This window comes from Cognatundibacterium oligocarboniphilum (genome assembly GCF_013377855.1).
Taxonomy (GTDB): Bacteria; Pseudomonadota; Gammaproteobacteria; order Burkholderiales; family Burkholderiaceae_D; genus Undibacterium; species Undibacterium oligocarboniphilum.
In genome coordinates, this window is record NZ_JABXYJ010000003.1 from 125,369 (window position 1) to 142,230 (window position 16,862).

Genomic DNA, 16,862 nt, shown 5'->3' on the forward strand with positions numbered 1-16,862 from the left:
GAATGATTACAGTGCACTGACCGGAACACGACAGGAAAGGGGCTGTATCATGAAACTTGCTGCGAATATGGAAGGCATACTGCTGGCGGCAATCGGGCTGGTGATGCTGAGCAATCTGCTGCGACCGTTATTTATCTGAGGTGATGATGCTGACACTGATGCTGTGGCTGATTCTGCTGGTATTCTGCTGGCCGCTGGCCTTGCTGGTACTGATGCTGTATCCGCTGGTCTGGCTGTTGTTGCTCCCATTCCGGATCATCGGCATTGCCGTGGATGGCGTTCTGGAGTTATTGCGGACAATCATCATGCTGCCGGTCCGGCTGTTACGTGCCGGCAGCTGACTCAGCTGGCTGAATTTATCTGAATGCACTCCTCCGGATTGAGCAATAGCAGCGGATGGTTGACGGAAACGCGCTCAATCATCCCTTATGACTGTGAAAATGGCTTCAGCAAGGTGTTAAAGCATATCCGCAACCCGGCTCTCAGTGCACGTGGTTGAATAATTCGTGCAGCTCTTCCAGACGGTCTTCCAGCTCATCGCTTGCCAGACCGAGGAAATCAAGCGCCTGCTGGCCGCCCTTCTCCCATTCGGCGAGCGTTTCCTGCCCATGATATTTGTGAATGGCGTACTCAGCCACCAGTGACAGCGCCACCAGTGCGCGCACCCGTTCGCTGGTAGCGGTATCCTGCAACACGGCATAATCATGGTGCAGCAAAATCGCACTACAGACCTCTTCAGGCAAACCCCAGGTGCGGGCCATCAGCGCCCCGATCGAAGTGTGGCTGGTGTGGTGTTTTTCCTGCTCGATGAAGGTGAATTTATGCTCGAGTTGCTGATACGCCAGTTCCAGCGTCTGCTGGTAATCAGGAAAACGCTCCATCAGAATCGGAATGCCGATATCGCAGAACAGGCCAAACGTATGCGCCAGATCAACCGGACAAACACGCATGCAGCCGGCCAGATATGACATGGCTTGCGCGCGCTTGGAGGAAAAATCCCAGAATTTGATCAGGGATACATTTTCTATCTGTATGGATTGCCGGGCAATGATGCCTGTCATCAGCAGGCCGCATTGCTGCATACCGAGCAACTGTACCGCATGATCGACTGAAGATGCTTTCAGTCTCAGACCAAAAAAAGACGAATTAGTGAGCTTCAGCAAAGAAGCCGATAAAGAAACATCGTGGGAAATCGTGGCTGCCAGACGACGCGGATCAGGTTCGCGGCTGCTTAGTTCTGCCTGGACATCAGCCAACATACTGGGGCGCGGGGGAATCCGGATGGTCTTGATCAACGCATCAACCGACTGATCATTCGCCACAGATGTCTTGCTTGCAGGTGTCATATCAAAGCGATAAGGGATATCTTGCAGCTGAGTATTTTAACGTAAATTACAGCGAAGAACCCCTGTCCCGACGCAGTTTTTCACTTCCTGCTGCACCGGAACGGCAAGCAGATCCTCAGCTGCAAGTGTTTATTTGAGCGGAATCGGCGTACTGTGATCGACGGCGACAGCGGTGACGCTGTTTTTCGGTGAACCATCGATCAGTTTGTCCGAATAAGTCAGGTACACCAGCGCATTCCGCTTCTGATCGACCATGCGGACAATGCGCAATTTTTTAAACAGGATAGACAAACTCTGATTAAACACTTCTTCCTGTTGCTTCAACGGTCCCGGAAAAGTGATCGCCCCGACCTGACGGCAGGCAATCGATGCTTCCGATTTATCCTCTGCCAGACCAAGCCCGCCGGAGATGCCGCCCGTTTTGGCGCGCGAGACATAGCAGGTCACGCCATTGACTTTAGGGTCATCGTAAGCCTCCACCACGACTTTATGGTCAGGCCCGATCAATTTAAATGCCGTATCCACGCTGCCGATATGTTCGGCCTGCGCCGCCGTTGTACATAAACCCCAAACCAGTGCAGCGAATATGGTCTGTTTTACCTGTTTTACCTGTTTTGCCCGTTTCATGTTCATCCTTTGTCGGTATATGAATCAGCATGCGTTCCTTGGCACGACCTGGCTGCCAGAAACCCGGAAGTCCGAAGCAGATATGGTGCAACCGGGAGTTAATTCAAGCGGGAATGACGTTTGCTGTATAAAAAATAAATGCCGACCGCAATAAACATCCAGATAAAGAATACCCTATATGTCGTCGCTGATAAATCTTTCAAAATATACAGACAGGCCAGTATGCTCAGGCCCGGGATCAGATAAGGACCAAACGGTACCCTGAACCCATGATTGCCATGACCGGTTCCCTGACGGCGGATCACCGGCACCGCACTCGACACCACGATGAACGCCACCAGCGTCCCCATGCTGACCATATCCCACAGGAACGTGGCATCTACCAGACCGGCAACAATACCGACCACCAGACACACCAGCACCGTGTTGATGACCGGTGCACGGGTGCGGCTATGCACCTTCTGAAATGCATAAGGAATCAGTCCGTCTTTGCTGATGGCATATAAAATCCGACTCTGCCCGTAAATGGTCACCAAAGTCACGCTGAAAACAGAAATCACCGCACCGGCAGATAAAATCAGCGCCGGCCAGGCTTTGCCGGTGACATTTTGCAAAATCACCGCCAAACCAGCTTCCTGTCCGTCAAACATGGCAGCAGGCTGTGCACCGATGGCAGCAACGGCAACCAGCATGTAAAACACCGTCACAACCAGTAGTGCCGCCATGATGCCCAAAGGAACATTTTTGCGTGGATCCTTGACTTCCGCGCCGGCCGTTGCAACCGTGTCGAGTCCGATGAAGGAGAAAAAAACTGTGCCTGCTGCCGCTGTCACGCCTGCCATACCCGCCAGTCCCTTGCTGTTGTCAGTATTAAAAAAAGGCGTGAAGTGTTCGGCATGAAAGCCGGTGAATGCAATCACCGCAAAGAACGTCAGAATCACCAATTTGATCATGACCATGATGGCATTGACCGTGGCGGATTCCTTGGCGCCACGCAGCAACAGCACACAGCAGATCATCACCAGAATCACTGGCGGCAGATTGAACTGGGACAAATGAATTTCCATGCCTTTCGGCCCCGAAACGATCATCGGTGAACGCAGCATTTCCGGAATCTGCCAGCCAATCGCATTTTCCAGGAAATTATTCAGATAAGCCGACCAGCCAATGGCAGTTGCACTGGCGGCCAACCCGTATTCCAGCAACAGGCAGGCTGCCACCACGAAAGCAGCAAACTCGCCGACTGTTGCATAGGCAAAGGAATAAGATGAACCGGATGCCGGAATTCTGGCAGACAGCTCGGAATAGCACAGCGCCGTCAGCCCTGCCGTCAGGGCGGCAATTAAGAAAGACAGGATCACGGAAGGCCCGGCCTTGGGCACGGCTTCGACCATGGTGAAAAAAATCCCGGTGCCGATGGTGGCACCGACGCCGATCATGGTCAGCGCAAATAAACCCAGTGAGCGATGCAGGCCTTGGTGTTGCTCATCCTCCGCAATGATGTCCTGCGAACTAGCCGGTTTGGTACGCAGCAATTGCTGCAGTAATGAAGTCTGGCTCAAGATCATTCCTTCTGCTCGGAAACGCTATCTTGTGGATCGCGCCTCCCTGTTTAATCGGCTCATGTCACCATTGCGCCATCGCACAATGCACCAGCCGTACCGGACTCTGCGAAGCCGGTCGCCAGAGGAATATGTCATTCCGGTGACATGAAAACCGCCATCATAGCGGTAAACGGCGGGCAGATTCACGCTGCCTGCAGGAATTTAGAAGTTTGTTGTATATCATGTTCATCAGGATTGCCGGTGTTACAATTCGCTACATGATTCTGTTCACACCGTCCCGCCGCATCGTGCACCGTCTGGTGCGCGCAGTACTGCTGATGTATGTACTGACGCTGGGCGTTGCCATGGCATCCCCCATGATCCGCTCCGATGCCATGAACCTGATCTGTACCAGCACAGGTTACAAGCTGATCGGCCAGGCAAGCGGTGATTCCACCCCGGGAAAAATCCAGCCAGGCCAGCATCTGCTGGATTGCCCGCTGTGCACAGCCGCCGGTATCCCTCCTGCATTTTCCTGTGCGCCGGTCTGCGAACCGCCTCACACCCTGTCGTACGCGACGCGTTCCATTCCGGCTGCCCGCCTCGCCTCTATCGTGTCGGCACCGTTGCCGGCCCGCGGACCTCCCATAACCATTCAGTAAATCTCCACACTGGTCAGACAACTTGCTGTCATTGCCTGAATACGGCAGACAGCCGTTCGCCCGCACCTCTTTCTGTGCACATTATTGATTGATTCCACACTATGCTGACTACCTCAGTCCCAGCGGGTCTGCGCGTCCGGAAAACCATTCTAGTCGCAGCTCTCGCCTTTGCATTTTCCTGCTTCCCTGCCATGGCAATGGCCGATATCGTTGTGGCCGATGCCAGTGCATCGCTGCAATCGGTCATCATTAACGGTGAGCGCCCGTCTTCCCTGCCGACGGAAATTCCAACCACCATCGAAGGCATACGAGCACGAGAAATCGAACGCACCATCAATGCGGTGGATGCAGAAGATGCGCTCAAATACCTGCCCAGCCTGCTGGTCCGCAAGCGCTACACCGGCGACTACAACCATGCCGTGCTGGCAACGCGTGCTTCCGGCACAGGCAACAGCGCACGCTCGCTGGTGTATGCCGACGGCATCCTGCTTTCCAATTTACTCGGTAACGGTGCAACATTCACCCCGCGCTGGGGTCTGGTGACACCGGAAGAAATCGAACGGGTCGACGTGCTGTACGGTCCGTTTTCCGCCGCCTATGCAGGTAACTCCGCTGGTGCCGTGGTGGATTACATCACTCGCATGCCCAGACAGTTTGAAGCACATGCCAAAATCACCGGCCTCAGCGAAAACTTTCAGCTCTATGGCACCAGCCAGACCTATACCGGCAAGCAACTGAGTACCAGTCTGGGCAACCGCCAGGGAGATTTTTCCTGGTGGCTGAATCTGAATCAGCTCGACAGCGATGGCCATCCGATTGCCTTCACCACCAAACTGATGGCATCCGGCATCAGCAGCAATACGGGCCAGGTCGTAACTGGTGCCATTGCAGGGAAAAATCCGCAGAATCAGGACTGGTGGATTCTTGGGGCTACGGGCCAGTATCACACCGTGCAAGACCATGCAAAAATCAAACTGGCTTATGATCTGAGCCCGGCTTTGCGTGCCAGCTATACCTTCGGCTACTGGCGCAATCACATGGACAGCGGATTACAAAGCTACTTGCGCGATACCGCCGGCAATCCCGTCTACAGCGGCGACATCAATCTGAACGGTAAAAAATATTCCCTGTCGCCAACCGATATGTCGAACACGCAGAACCGGCTGGAACATCTGGCGCACGGCCTGAATCTGAAAAGCCGCACCAAAGGCGTGTTTGAATGGGAAATCGCCGCCAGCCTGTATGACTACCGCAAAGATACCGGGCGCAACCCGCTGGCGGTAGTCCCGGCAGCAGACAATGGCGGCCCGGGTCGGATCACTGATCAGAGCGGCACCGGCTGGAATACGTTTGCCATGAAAGGCATCTGGCGGCCCAATACCGCGCACACCACGGAATTCGGCTATCAGCGCGAGGATTACCGGATGCGAACCCAGGTCTCAGATACCACCGACTGGCTGCACGGCGAAGGACAAAAACTGTTTTCCGCCTTTCAGGGCGACACCCGTTTGCAGAGTCTGTATTTACAGGATGCCTGGCGTCTGGCGCCGCAATGGAAAAGCATTATCGGCGGCAGGCTGGAACAATGGCAGGCTGATCACGGCGCGTTATCAAATGCCGGCACCGTCCTGCATTTCGGCAGTCGCAGTGAACAGGCTTTCTCGCCGAAAGCCGCACTGGCGTTCAGTGCCGCTGACAACTGGACTTACAAGGCATCGGTCGGACGTGCAGTTCGTATGCCGACCGTATCCGAACTGTATCAGGGCAGTATTTCCAATAACGTGATTGTGAACAATGACCCGAACCTGAAACCAGAAAAATCCTGGACCACGGAATGGACTGCAGAACGCAGTCTCGACGAAGGAAAAAGCATACTGCGTGCCACACTGTTTCATGAGCGGACCAGCGATGCCCTGTACTCTCAGGTGAATACGCTGGTCACGCCAAATATCACCAACATCCAGAACATCGGCATCATCAGGACAACCGGACTGGAACTGGTGTATCAGGCCAGCGATGTGTTCTGGCGCGGGCTGGATGTGATGTCGAGTGTGACCTATACCGATTCGGTGATTCTCAAGAATGCGGCCAATCCGGTCAGCGTCGGTAAAGCGCAGCCGCGCATCCCGGACTGGCGCGCCAATCTGGTACTCAGTTATCGCCCGAATGACAAGCTCAGCACTTCGCTCGGCATCCGCTACAGCGGCCGCCAGTATGGGGCGCTGGATAACAGCGACATCCATGCCTTCACATACTTCGGTTTCTCCAGTTTCCTGGTTGCCGATGTGCGCGTGCATTACCAGCTCGCCAGACAATGGAGTGCCGCTATCGGTATCGATAATCTGAACAATAAAAAATACTGGGCGTTTCATCCCTACACCCAGCGCAGCGTCAGTGCAGAAATCAGGTTCGATTATTGATACGCTGCCGAATGAAGCAAACCGGGCGGTTCGCACAGAAATGTGCGCCGCCCATTTCATTATTTTTCAGTGATCCGGCAACCTGACTTCCAGCCGTTGCAGGACATAGTATCAGCGTTTAATGTTAGCGAAGGCTTCACCCTGATGCCAGACAGGCATCAGGGTGGTATTGGCGACTTCGTAGCCCAGATTCAGGGTAAATTGCGCCTGCTGCGCCATGCCAGATAAATCCCAATCGGGGCGATACCTGTCCTGCTCGGTGTGGTAGTGCCCCTTGAAATCTTTCATCTGCTGCTGATAAACCTGCTTAGGCTGTTTGTCGAAATCAAAATGTCCGTCGCCCGAAAAAACGGCAGAACCTACGTTAAACGCAGGTACTCCGGCACGCGCAAAATTGAAATGGTCGGCCCGAAAAAAAGCGCCGCCCAGGTCAGGCGCAGGCGGAGCGATTTTCAGTTTCATTTTTCCGGCCACTTTTTGCGCACTCTGATACAGGTTACTGCGCTCACTGCCTTCCACGCCGATATCCCTGGTGCGGGCGACAAAGTTCATGCTGTCCAGGTTTAAATCCGCAGCGGTAGCCGCCAGTGGCCACGGTGGATTAGTGATATAAGCCGCACTGCCAAGCAGGTATTGTTCTTCCGCACAAGGCCAAAGAAAAATCTGCGTACGCCGGGTCGGATGAGTGACAGCGGTCTCGGCCATCGCCAGCAGAGCTGCACTACCGGAAGCGTTATCGATCGCGCCATTGAAAATATGCGTCTTTCCGCTGGCGTCGGTTTCTATGCCGAGATGATCCCAGTGTGCGGAGTAAACCACTGCCTGTTTTTTCAACACCGGATCGGTCCCCGGCACCATGCCGATGACGTTGAATTGCTCGACCTGACGCACGCGGCTGTGAACCTTCGCATGCAGACGCAGGTTCAGGCTGACCGGGCGGAAATCGCGCCTTTCAGCGGCGGCTCTCAACTGATCGAGATTTTGCCCGGCTGCAGCAAATAATTGTCTGGCCGTACTTTCCTGCAGCCAACCTTCCATTGCGTTGCCTACGTCGGGCAAGCTGAAACGTTCATGCGTAAAGCTGGTTTGCGGCACGTTCCAGGCATAGGTTGCGGAAGGCGTGGTGTGTATCAGTAAAACGCCGGCAGCACCTTGTCTGGCAGCCTCTTCGTATTTATACGTCCAGCGGCCATAATAGGTCAGTGCTGCACCTCCGAAACGCTGCGGTTCATCCGCTGTCGCTTGCGGATCGTTGACCATCATGATCAGCAGTTTGCCCTTCAGATCGGTGCCTTTGAAATCGTCCCAGCGTTCTTCTGGCGCACGGATTCCGTAGCCGACAAAAACCACCTGCGCATCGAGATTACTTTCTGTCCTTCCGCCCGATGAGCCGAATACGATTTCCGAACCGGATACAGGTTTCATGATCTGATTGCCGCTAATGAATTCGGCGTAGCTGTCGGGGAGGGTCTGGCTGCCAATGATTTTAACGCTTTGCAAAAATCCATGTACCTGCGGGGATGGCAGGGGCTGCAAGCCTATGCGCAATGCCTGGGTTTCCAGATAGCGCACCGCCAGCTCGCCGCCGCGCTGACCGGTGCCGCGTCCCTCCAGTAAATCATCGGCCAAAAAAGCAAGATGCGCCCGCAATGAAGGCTCAGATACAATCGGCGCCGATTGCGGGCCCGCTGCCAGCGCTTCACCAGCAAATAAAGCCGCTGCAGCATATAAAAACCATTTCAGACTCATCGTTCCGACACGCATGTATTATCCTTTCGCTGTTCTGCCCGCTCAGGGCACTATTGTGGTGAGTAAATAAACGGCAAACAATACCAGATGAATCGTTCCCTGCATCACAGTGGTACGACCTGTCCCCAGCGAGAGCGTGGTAATCATCAGCGACAGCAGTAACAGCACGGTGGATTTAGCGTCGATCCCCAGCGTCAGTTGCCATCCGGTCAGTAAAGAAATCACAGCCACCACCGGAATGGTCAGGCCGATGCTGGCAAGTGCCGAACCGAGCGCCAGATTAATGCTGGTCTGCAGCCGGTTGGCACGCGCCGCACTGAGCGCCGCCAGCCCTTCCGGCAGCAACACGATTATCGCGATAATGATGCCGACCAGCGCTTTCGGCGCACCCGCGGCTGCCACGGCCGACTCCAGCGCAGGTGCCAGTGATTTTGCCAGCAGCACCACCGCCACCAGACAGACCAGCAACAAGCCGGTACTGATCCGGGCCATGTTTGCCGATGGCTGCGGTGCATGCACTTCTTCATCGCTGGCTGCCACGGCGGGCAGAAAATAATCACGATGCCGCACGGTCTGCACCAGCACAAACGTGCCGTACAGCACCAGCGACACCACGGCAATAAATGCCAGCTGACCAGGGCTGTAATAAGGACCGGCAATGGTGGAGGTAAAATTCGGCAATACCAGCGTCAGCACCGACAAGGCAGCCAGTGTTGCCAGCGAAGTGCTTGCCCCTTGCAGGCCGAAACGCTGTTCTTTGTGCCGGATGCCGCCTACCAGCAGACACAGGCCGATCATGCCGGTCAGGATCACCATGACTGCCGCAAACACTGTGTCGCGCGCCAGCCCGGCAGTCACTTCGCCGCCAGCCAGCATCAGCGAGACAATCAGCGCGACTTCAATCAGCGTCACCGCCAGCGCCAGCAACAAGGTGCCGAAAGGCTCGCCGATTTTATGTGCCACCACTTCAGCATGAAACACGGCTGTCAGCACCCCGGCAAATAATGCGGCGGTCAGCAGAATGGCATACCAGCCAGCCGTCAGCAGCAGGCTGCCTCCCAGCACCAGAAAGACGAGAGCTGGCAGGATAAGTGACCAGCGGGGAAGTGCCGGTGTGATGGTCATACGCAATCTCCTAATCAGATCAGCAGGTGAATTCAGGCCATGTTTCGCTGCTACAGTCCTGACTGCGGATGGTAACCGAAGTTCCGCTGGAATTTACAAAAATCCAGCAGAAGACGGCCATTCCGGTGCCAGCAGCGAATAGCATTTCAAATCCGCATAATGATCCTGTTTCCATTCGCATTCGCGCAAAATACCTTCGAGCCGGAAACCGAGGCGCTCCGCCAGTTTCCAGCTGCGCAGATTGTCCGGATCAATCAGCATTTGCATCCGGTGTATCTGCAATGTCTGAAAACAATAGGTGAGCATTGCCTGCAGGCTTTCGCGCATGATGCCGCGCCCCCAGTGCTCAGGAAAAATCCAGAACCCGGCTTCCGCGCAATGATGTTCCTGCTCCCATTCATTGATGCCGCAAGTGCCGATCAGCGCATGCGGCGCATGACTGAAACAGATTCCCCACCAGATGCCGGTGCCGGTTGCCCGGATCAGTTCAAACCAATCGAGCTGAGCCTGGGTCAACGTCTGCGTTTCATAGCTGATACCGTAGTAATCGGTGACACGCGGATCGGACATGCCGCGAAACAGCAAAGGTAAATCGTCAGTAGTCATGCAGCGCAAGATCAGGCGCGGTGTGTGCAAAACAGGGAAATCGGCAGGAGATGACATACAGGATCAGCAGGGAAATGATATCGGTGGTCTCAGGGGTTTTCAGGACAGGTGCCGTCATCAAAGCGCAGCATACATGGATAAAGGAAGATGGGAAATGCTGCAGCAAACAATCTTTTCTGGCGCTGCTGTTGCACGCATTGCTGGTGGATGCGGCTTTTTGAATGCGGTTTTATTGAATGCATTTCTGTTGGGCGTATTTTTGTTGTACGCATTTTTGTTGTACGTATTTTTGTTGCATAATCAGGCGGATGTTTTTATGAGGAGTTTTTTGCCATGAGTCTTGCGATGATCGTTTTCTTTAAGGCACTGGTTCTGGTACCGGTAACCTTATTGCCTATTTTAAATCCGATCGCGATCGCTCCGATTTTTTTATCCATGACCGGCCCGATCGAGCCTGCGATTGCCAACCGGCTCGCAAAACGAATTGCCATCAATTGTTTTCTGCTGCTGATGGGCGCTATTTTCATCGGTTCTTATGTGTTGGATTTTTTCGGTATTTCCCTGCCGATCGTCCGGGTTGCCGGCGGGATTGTGGTCAGTATGGCTGGCTGGAAACTGCTGAATGACCAGAGCCAGGACAAGCTGCTGAACTCGGTCGCGGCCACTCATGGCGGCCAATGGAATCATGAAGAATTACGCCGCCGCAGCTTTTATCCGTTCAGTTTTCCGCTGACGGTCGGCCCCGGCACGATTGCCGCGTCGGTCACGATCGGCACGCAGATGCCGCATAAGCCGATTGACTGGCTGCTGACCAGCTTCGCTTCCGCACTCGGCGTGCTGCTCACCACGCTGGTAATTTATCTGTGTTATCGCTTTGCTCGCAATATGGAGCGTTTTCTCGGCGATGTCGGTGCCACTGTACTGCTGCGGCTGTCAGCATTTATCCTGCTATGCATCGGGATAGAAATCGGCTGGGCCGGTGTTTCGGATTTGCTGGCAGAACTGAGCCAGCATTAAGCCTTTTTGGTGTCCGGCGGGTGACAGGCGCAGGCTTCGCCATGCGCGGCAGCCACCAGTTCCTGCAAGATCCCGCACTCGCGGCCGTGATGCCGCTCGTCACAGCGCGCGCGCAGCTGGCTCAGTTGTTTTTCCAGTGCTTTCATACTTTTCAGTCTGGCTTTGACGCGGGCAATCTGCTGGTCGATGAGCAGATTGATATCGCCGCAATCATCCGCCGGATCGTTGATGAAAGTGGTCAGACGACGAATATCTGCCAGCGGGATATCCAGCGCCCGGCAATGCCGGATGAAAGACAGGCGTTCCAGATGTTCTGCGTTATAACTACGGTAGCCATTGTCCTGCCGCGCGGGTGCCGGCAGCAATCCCTGCTTTTCGTAAAAGCGGATGGTTTCCAGTTCAACGCCGGTGGCGCTAGAGAGTTCACTGATGCGCATGTTGTTTTCCTTTTACATATACTCCCCCCAGTATATAAAAATACCCTTTATTTACTTTGATATCAGGCCGTTTTATATATTAAAGAGGGGGAGTATCATGAATGATAAGGCCGTACAGGTAGTCATCATCCAGTCAGCCTTTATTTAAGCCTGGCACAAAAAGAAGCTTGACCCTGTAGTCACTCCAGAGTCTACAGTAGAATTCATTTCACCAACAGGACGATAAGACGTTCTGGCAATCAATGATTTCACAGGATAGACCATGAGCGAGAAAATCACCTGCTGCGGAGATCCACAACCGCCTGTCAGCACCTGCAACCACCCTCATCATCAGGACGGTAAACACAGCCATGATCACCATGCGCATCATGATCACGACAGCCATCATCGTCACGGACATGCCTGCAAGCAGGATCATGCTCACGATGCCAGCCATGTGCATGCACATCATGACGGACAGTCTGCCCCCAAACAGTCCGGCAGCATGCCGCCCGGCACGCAGCAATTCCGGCTGCACATTGCCGCGATGGACTGCCCGACCGAAGAAGCACTGATCCGGCGCGTGCTGACACCGTTGCCGCAGGTGCTGGGACTCGATTTCGACTTGCTGAACCGGATACTGACGGTGCATCACCAGGAACAGGAAGTAGCAGAAATCCAGCAGCGGCTGACTGCACTCGGCATGCAGGGTCAGTTAATGGCCGCAACAACAGCAACTGCACCGGTCAGACAACAGGGATGGTGGCGCCTGCTGGTAGGCGGCGGCGCAGCACTGGCGGCAGAAGCACTGGTCTGGGCGGGCTCGCCAGAAAAGGCGCTGCCGGTTCTGATATTGTCCATGATTGCCGTTCTGATCTGCGGCCTGCCGACACTGAAAAAAGGCTGGATCGCCTTGCGTCACCTGACCCTCAATATCCATCTGTTGATGACGGCTGCCGTCAGCGGCGCATTGCTGATTGGCCAATGGCCGGAAGCGGCGATGGTGATCTGCCTGTTTGCACTGGCGGAAATGCTGGAGGCCGCCAGCCTGATCCGGGCGCGGGACGCGATTGGCAGCCTGCTCGATCAGGCTCCCGAAACGGTGCAGTGCCAGCAGCCCGACGGCGGCTGGCAGGCACAGAATACGGCTGAGATTGCCGTCGGCGCGCTGATCCTATGCCGCCCTGGCGACCGCATTGCCATGGATGGCGTGATTGAATCGGGCCGGTCTGAAGTTAATCAGGCTGCCATCACCGGCGAAAGCATGCCACAGGAAAAAATCCCTGGTGATCCGGTGTATGCGGGCACACTGAATCAGACCGGAGCGTTGCAGATTCGCGTGTCAGCGCTGGCTGGCGCCAGCATGCTGGCACGCATAGCCCATTCCGTGCAGGACGCGCAAAGCCAGCGCGCCCCGACCCAGCGCTTTGTCGACCGCTTCGCCGCGCTGTATACGCCTATCGTATTTGTGATTGCTGTACTGGCCGCGATACTGCCACCGCTATTATGGCAGCATGGCTGGCACGACAGTCTGTACCGGGCGCTGGTGCTGCTGGTCATCGCCTGCCCTTGTGCACTGGTCATTTCAACGCCGGTCACGGTCGTCAGCGGCCTGGCACTGGCGGCCCGGCGCGGCATCGTAGTCAAGGGCGGATTGTTTCTGGAACAGGGGAAATTCCTGCAACAGCTGGCGTTCGATAAAACCGGCACGCTGACCGAAGGCAAGCCCGCGTTGCAGCACACACAAAGCTTCAGCGCACTGACGCCTGCTGAAATTCTGCGCATCGCCGCCAGTCTGGATGCGCACTCCAGCCATCCGCTGGCACAGGCATTGCTGCAAGCATGTCAGGAACCCTTATTGCCTGTGACGGAAGTCAGTCTGTTTGCCGAGGGGCGGGGGCGCGGCATTCGCGGGCGCATCGGCGATCAGCCATATCTGCTGGGCAACCGCGCGATGCTCGCAGCACTGGGACTGGAACAGATGCCGGATAACGGAAAGTCAGCCAAATCGACAAATCCATCTGCGGCACAGTCTCTGGAACAGGATGGCAGCACCCTGATTTTTCTGTGCCAGCCGGGACAACTGCTCGGTGTACTCGGCGTGGCAGATCAGGTACGCGCCAGCAGCAAGGAAGCCGTGCAGGAGCTGCATGCTCTTGGTATCCGCACGCTGATGCTGACCGGAGACAATGCATCCGCAGCGCAGGCGATTGCAAGACAGACCGGAATTCAGGAAGTGCGCAGCGAACTGCTGCCGGAAGATAAACTGCAAGTCATCAGCACGCTGGCGCAGCAAGGTATGACCGGCATGGCCGGCGATGGTATCAATGATGCGCCGGCGCTGGCACGCGCTCAGATTGGTTTCGCGATGGCAGCAGGCAGTGATATTGCAATGGAAACCGCCGATGTGGCGCTGATGCAGAACGATCTGCGCAAGCTGCCTGAATTCATCCGTATTTCCCGCAAAACCAATGCGGTGCTGTGGCAGAACATCGGCTTTGCGCTTGCCATCAAACTATTATTTCTGCTGCTGGCGCTGACGGGTCATGCCAGCCTGTGGATGGCCGTATTTGCCGACACCGGTACCAGCTTGCTGGTGGTGCTGAACGGCTTGCGTCTGCTGCGTTACTCCGGCTCGCGCGGCTGATCGCCGGACGCTGGTTCATTGAGCATCAGGGCATGTTCAACCTGGCTGGATTCGTCGCCGATACGGCTTTGCCAGGCGCGCGCAAAATAGCTTTTTTCTTCCGCTGTCGGCGCAGAAAACCAGATCACCATCAACGTGCCTTTGTGATCGTGAATTTTTGCCAGCTTGGTGATGCATTCCCGGTTGCCGGCGACATCTGCCAGTCCGATCGCATAGCCATACACACGGCTCAGACGTTCAATCCGGTCTGGTTCGGTTTCGCTGTTGGTGGCAGAAATTTTCGGGTGATCCAGATACATGATGCAGTCTCCGTCGTGAATGAGGTCGTCTAGCCGCACTGATTTTAGCCCAAGCAGCCCGGCGCGGCTACGTTTATCCGATGCTGAACGCACCGCACCCGCGACTCAGAATACGCGGTAAGCGCGTTGCAGCAACTGGTTGATGGTTGGCACGTCCAGCGGACGGTAATAATAGTATCCCTGGAAATAGCGGCAACCGACTTCTTTCAGGAAATTTTCCTGCTGCTGATTTTCGACGCCTTCGGCCACCGTATCACAGGAAAGGATTTCTGCCAGCGACACAATCGCCTTGATGATCATTTCACTCTTGCGGTTATAGCCGATCTGAGACACAAACGAACGGTCGATCTTGACGGTATGCGCAGGGAAATGGCTGAGCTTGGACAAGGATGAGTAGCCCGTGCCGAAGTCATCAATCGCAATGCTGAAGCCGCGATTTTTCAGTGCATTCAGATGGTGGATCGACAGGGATTCATTTGCGATCAGGCCGGTTTCGGTGATTTCCAGTTCGAGATAACGGGTTTCCACCGCATAGTGCTGGCAACGCTCCTCAATCAGCTGGATCAGATCGGCCCGCGCAATATCAGATACCGACAGGTTCAGCGCCACGACCGGACTCTGACCGAACAGATCGAGCCAACTGCGGATCTGGGCGCAGACCTGGTCCAGCACAAAATCGCTGATGTAGCGGATCAGGCCGGAGCGCTCTGCAATCGGAATAAATTCTGACGGCGCCACTTTTCCCAGCGTAGCGGAATTCCAGCGCAACAGCGCCTCCACCCCGGCCAGCGAACCATCATGCGCCACCTTCGGCTGGTACAGCAGGTGAAATTCGTTCTGTCGCAGACCGTTGATCACACCAACTTCAATTTCGACATTGCGCCGGATCTGTAATGCATCTTCTTCATCGAACAAGGTCACGCTCTGGTCGCTCGACCGGCGCGCCGTATCAAGGGCGACTTCGCTGCGCCGGATCAGGTCATCCGGCTCGGCATCTTCCGGCCGCACCAGCGCGATTCCGGCCGAAAACTGCACCAGTAATACTTCGCCATTGATTTCCAGTTCTTTAGGTAAAGCCTGGCGGATCTGATCCACCAGCTGAATCACATCGCCGGGCGTGCGCAATTGTTCAATCACAAACGAAAAGACGATGCTGCGCAAGCGGGCGCAAAAACAATTTTTCGGCAATACCTGCGACAGTTCGTCAGCAAAGCGGCGCAGCAACACGTCACCGGTGTGGGCGCCAAACTGCTGATTGGCATGCCGGATACTGTTGAGCCGGAACGACACCAATGCCGTCACCTGGCTCGTATCTTTGCTGGTCAGCAGGGTGAACAAATACTGGCGCAGCATTTCGCGGTTCGGCAGATTGGTCAGCGCGTCGTGGCTGCTGAGGTAATCTTCGCGCTCCAGGCTGAGCTGCAATTCATTCTGCATGTGATGCAGATGCGACACATCGCGCAAGGCAACGATGTAATGCTCGCTGGAAGTCTGCGAGATATTGTCCAGCGCCACCATTTTGCCGTCACGCGTCCGGTAGGCAGACATCCGCAGATTGCCAGAATCTTCGCTTTGCGTGACTTTCAGGCGCACGCTATTTTCTATCGACAGCCAGTTAAATAGCGCCTGTTCCTGGTCTGTCTCAGGATCCCGGCCAAGCAGCGCATTGGCCTGATTATTCGCCTGCAGGATCATGCCTGCCGCATCGGTCAGCAGTAATGCGGTTCCGGCATTTTCGAAAACCTCCTGATACTGGGTATAGCTGATCTGCAAGGCATTACTGGCACTACGAAATCGCAACAGCATGGCATCAAGCGCATGCAGCACCCGGAACACAGTCAGCGGCAGACTGAAATTGAAAAATAAGAACAGCAGCAGATGCAGATAAATCCGGGTTACCGGAACCGGCCCGGGCGACTCAGCCAGATGGGTATTAAAAAAATGATAGGGTTCGCCAAACAGCAAAAACAAAAACGGAATCACATTCAGAAACATCAGGCTCAGTGCCAGCCGGGTGCTGAAAAACAGGCGGGCAATCATCGGCACGGCATACATCAGGATATAGCCCAGCCGCGCCAGCTCCGGGTTAGACACCATCGTGATAATAATCAGTGCCGTTGCATAAATATTTGCCACCAGCAGCGCAGCACCAAGCCGGACGGAACGCGAGGAATAATAAATCGCCAGCGATTTGATGCAATACACCGCCAGAATCGCCCACAGTACAGGGTAAGTGCCTTGTGCATAGGCATGCAATGAACTGTGAATCGCAATTCCGCCTTCCAGAAGAAAACCGGACAGCAGAAAAATACGCAGCGCACTTAATTTCCAGGAAGTATGTTCAACCGGCGTCAGCGTGTTCTCATTCAGAAAAAGCCAGCGAAACATAGTGATAAGCAATAGG

At 55.1% G+C, this 16,862-nt stretch carries 15 protein-coding genes; 6 read left to right on the forward strand and 9 right to left on the reverse strand.

Annotated features, from left to right (window positions below):
• The first annotated feature begins 143 nt into the window (after positions 1-143).
• Positions 144-341 (forward strand): hypothetical protein, encoded by a 198-nt coding sequence (locus HV832_RS05895; protein WP_317889305.1) that lies wholly within the window; start codon positions 144-146, stop codon positions 339-341.
• A gap of 141 nt (positions 342-482) precedes the next feature.
• Here HV832_RS05895 and HV832_RS05900 read toward each other — a convergent pair whose 3' ends face one another.
• The 3 genes from HV832_RS05900 to HV832_RS05910 form a co-directional block, all read right to left on the reverse strand.
• A complete protein-coding gene (locus HV832_RS05900) occupies positions 483-1,322 on the reverse strand; it encodes an HDOD domain-containing protein (protein WP_317889306.1) in 840 nt (279 codons plus the stop codon).
• 153 nt (positions 1,323-1,475) lie between these two features.
• Complete coding sequence (locus HV832_RS05905) at positions 1,476-1,973, reverse strand: CreA family protein (RefSeq protein WP_176802636.1); 498 nt, start codon at positions 1,971-1,973, stop codon at positions 1,476-1,478.
• Positions 1,974-2,071: 98 nt separating this feature from the next.
• Positions 2,072-3,535 (reverse strand): APC family permease, encoded by a 1,464-nt coding sequence (locus tag HV832_RS05910; protein ID WP_176802637.1) that lies wholly within the window; start codon positions 3,533-3,535, stop codon positions 2,072-2,074.
• A 224-nt stretch (positions 3,536-3,759) separates the two neighbouring features.
• On the opposite strand from HV832_RS05910, the gene HV832_RS05915 reads away from it, so the two are divergent.
• Positions 3,760-4,179: a DUF2946 family protein gene (locus tag HV832_RS05915; RefSeq protein ID WP_176802638.1), complete on the forward strand. Its 420-nt coding sequence runs from the start codon at positions 3,760-3,762 to the stop codon at positions 4,177-4,179.
• A gap of 101 nt (positions 4,180-4,280) precedes the next feature.
• Positions 4,281-6,599, forward strand: a complete 2,319-nt coding sequence (locus HV832_RS05920; protein ID WP_176802639.1) for a TonB-dependent receptor — start codon at positions 4,281-4,283, stop codon at positions 6,597-6,599.
• Between the two features lie 111 nt (positions 6,600-6,710).
• On the opposite strand, the gene HV832_RS05925 is transcribed toward HV832_RS05920, so the two are convergent.
• The 3 genes from HV832_RS05925 to HV832_RS05935 all read right to left on the reverse strand — a co-directional run bounded on the left by HV832_RS05925 (position 6,711) and on the right by HV832_RS05935 (position 10,136).
• Positions 6,711-8,363 (reverse strand): M28 family peptidase, encoded by a 1,653-nt coding sequence (locus tag HV832_RS05925; RefSeq protein WP_223827207.1) that lies wholly within the window; start codon positions 8,361-8,363, stop codon positions 6,711-6,713.
• A 27-nt stretch (positions 8,364-8,390) separates the two neighbouring features.
• Positions 8,391-9,473, reverse strand: coding sequence for a calcium:cation antiporter (locus HV832_RS05930; protein ID WP_176802640.1), 1,083 nt, complete (start codon positions 9,471-9,473; stop codon positions 8,391-8,393).
• Between the two features lie 93 nt (positions 9,474-9,566).
• Positions 9,567-10,136: a GNAT family N-acetyltransferase gene (locus tag HV832_RS05935; protein ID WP_176802641.1), complete on the reverse strand. Its 570-nt coding sequence runs from the start codon at positions 10,134-10,136 to the stop codon at positions 9,567-9,569.
• 76 nt (positions 10,137-10,212) lie between these two features.
• On the opposite strand from HV832_RS05935, the gene HV832_RS05940 reads away from it, so the two are divergent.
• Positions 10,213-10,416, forward strand: coding sequence for a hypothetical protein (locus HV832_RS05940; protein WP_176802642.1), 204 nt, complete (start codon positions 10,213-10,215; stop codon positions 10,414-10,416).
• The gene (locus tag HV832_RS05945) at positions 10,413-11,096 is read left to right on the forward strand and encodes a MarC family protein (protein ID WP_223827208.1); all 684 of its coding nucleotides are present in this window, start codon (positions 10,413-10,415) and stop codon (positions 11,094-11,096) included. Before HV832_RS05940 ends, HV832_RS05945 begins: the two co-directional genes overlap by 4 nt.
• On the opposite strand, the gene cadR is transcribed toward HV832_RS05945, so the two are convergent.
• Positions 11,093-11,533: a Cd(II)/Pb(II)-responsive transcriptional regulator gene (cadR, locus tag HV832_RS05950; RefSeq protein ID WP_176802643.1), complete on the reverse strand. Its 441-nt coding sequence runs from the start codon at positions 11,531-11,533 to the stop codon at positions 11,093-11,095. The two genes, HV832_RS05945 and cadR, sit on opposite strands and share 4 nt — an antisense overlap.
• Before the next feature lie 262 nt (positions 11,534-11,795).
• On the opposite strand from cadR, the gene HV832_RS05955 reads away from it, so the two are divergent.
• Positions 11,796-14,159 (forward strand): heavy metal translocating P-type ATPase, encoded by a 2,364-nt coding sequence (locus tag HV832_RS05955; RefSeq protein ID WP_176802644.1) that lies wholly within the window; start codon positions 11,796-11,798, stop codon positions 14,157-14,159.
• Here HV832_RS05955 and HV832_RS05960 read toward each other — a convergent pair.
• Entirely contained in the window at positions 14,138-14,458 is a 321-nt protein-coding gene (locus HV832_RS05960; protein ID WP_176802645.1) for a hypothetical protein, read from the reverse strand. The two genes, HV832_RS05955 and HV832_RS05960, sit on opposite strands and share 22 nt — an antisense overlap.
• A gap of 105 nt (positions 14,459-14,563) precedes the next feature.
• Entirely contained in the window at positions 14,564-16,846 is a 2,283-nt protein-coding gene (locus tag HV832_RS05965; protein ID WP_176802646.1) for a putative bifunctional diguanylate cyclase/phosphodiesterase, read from the reverse strand.
• Positions 16,847-16,862: the final 16 nt, after the last annotated feature.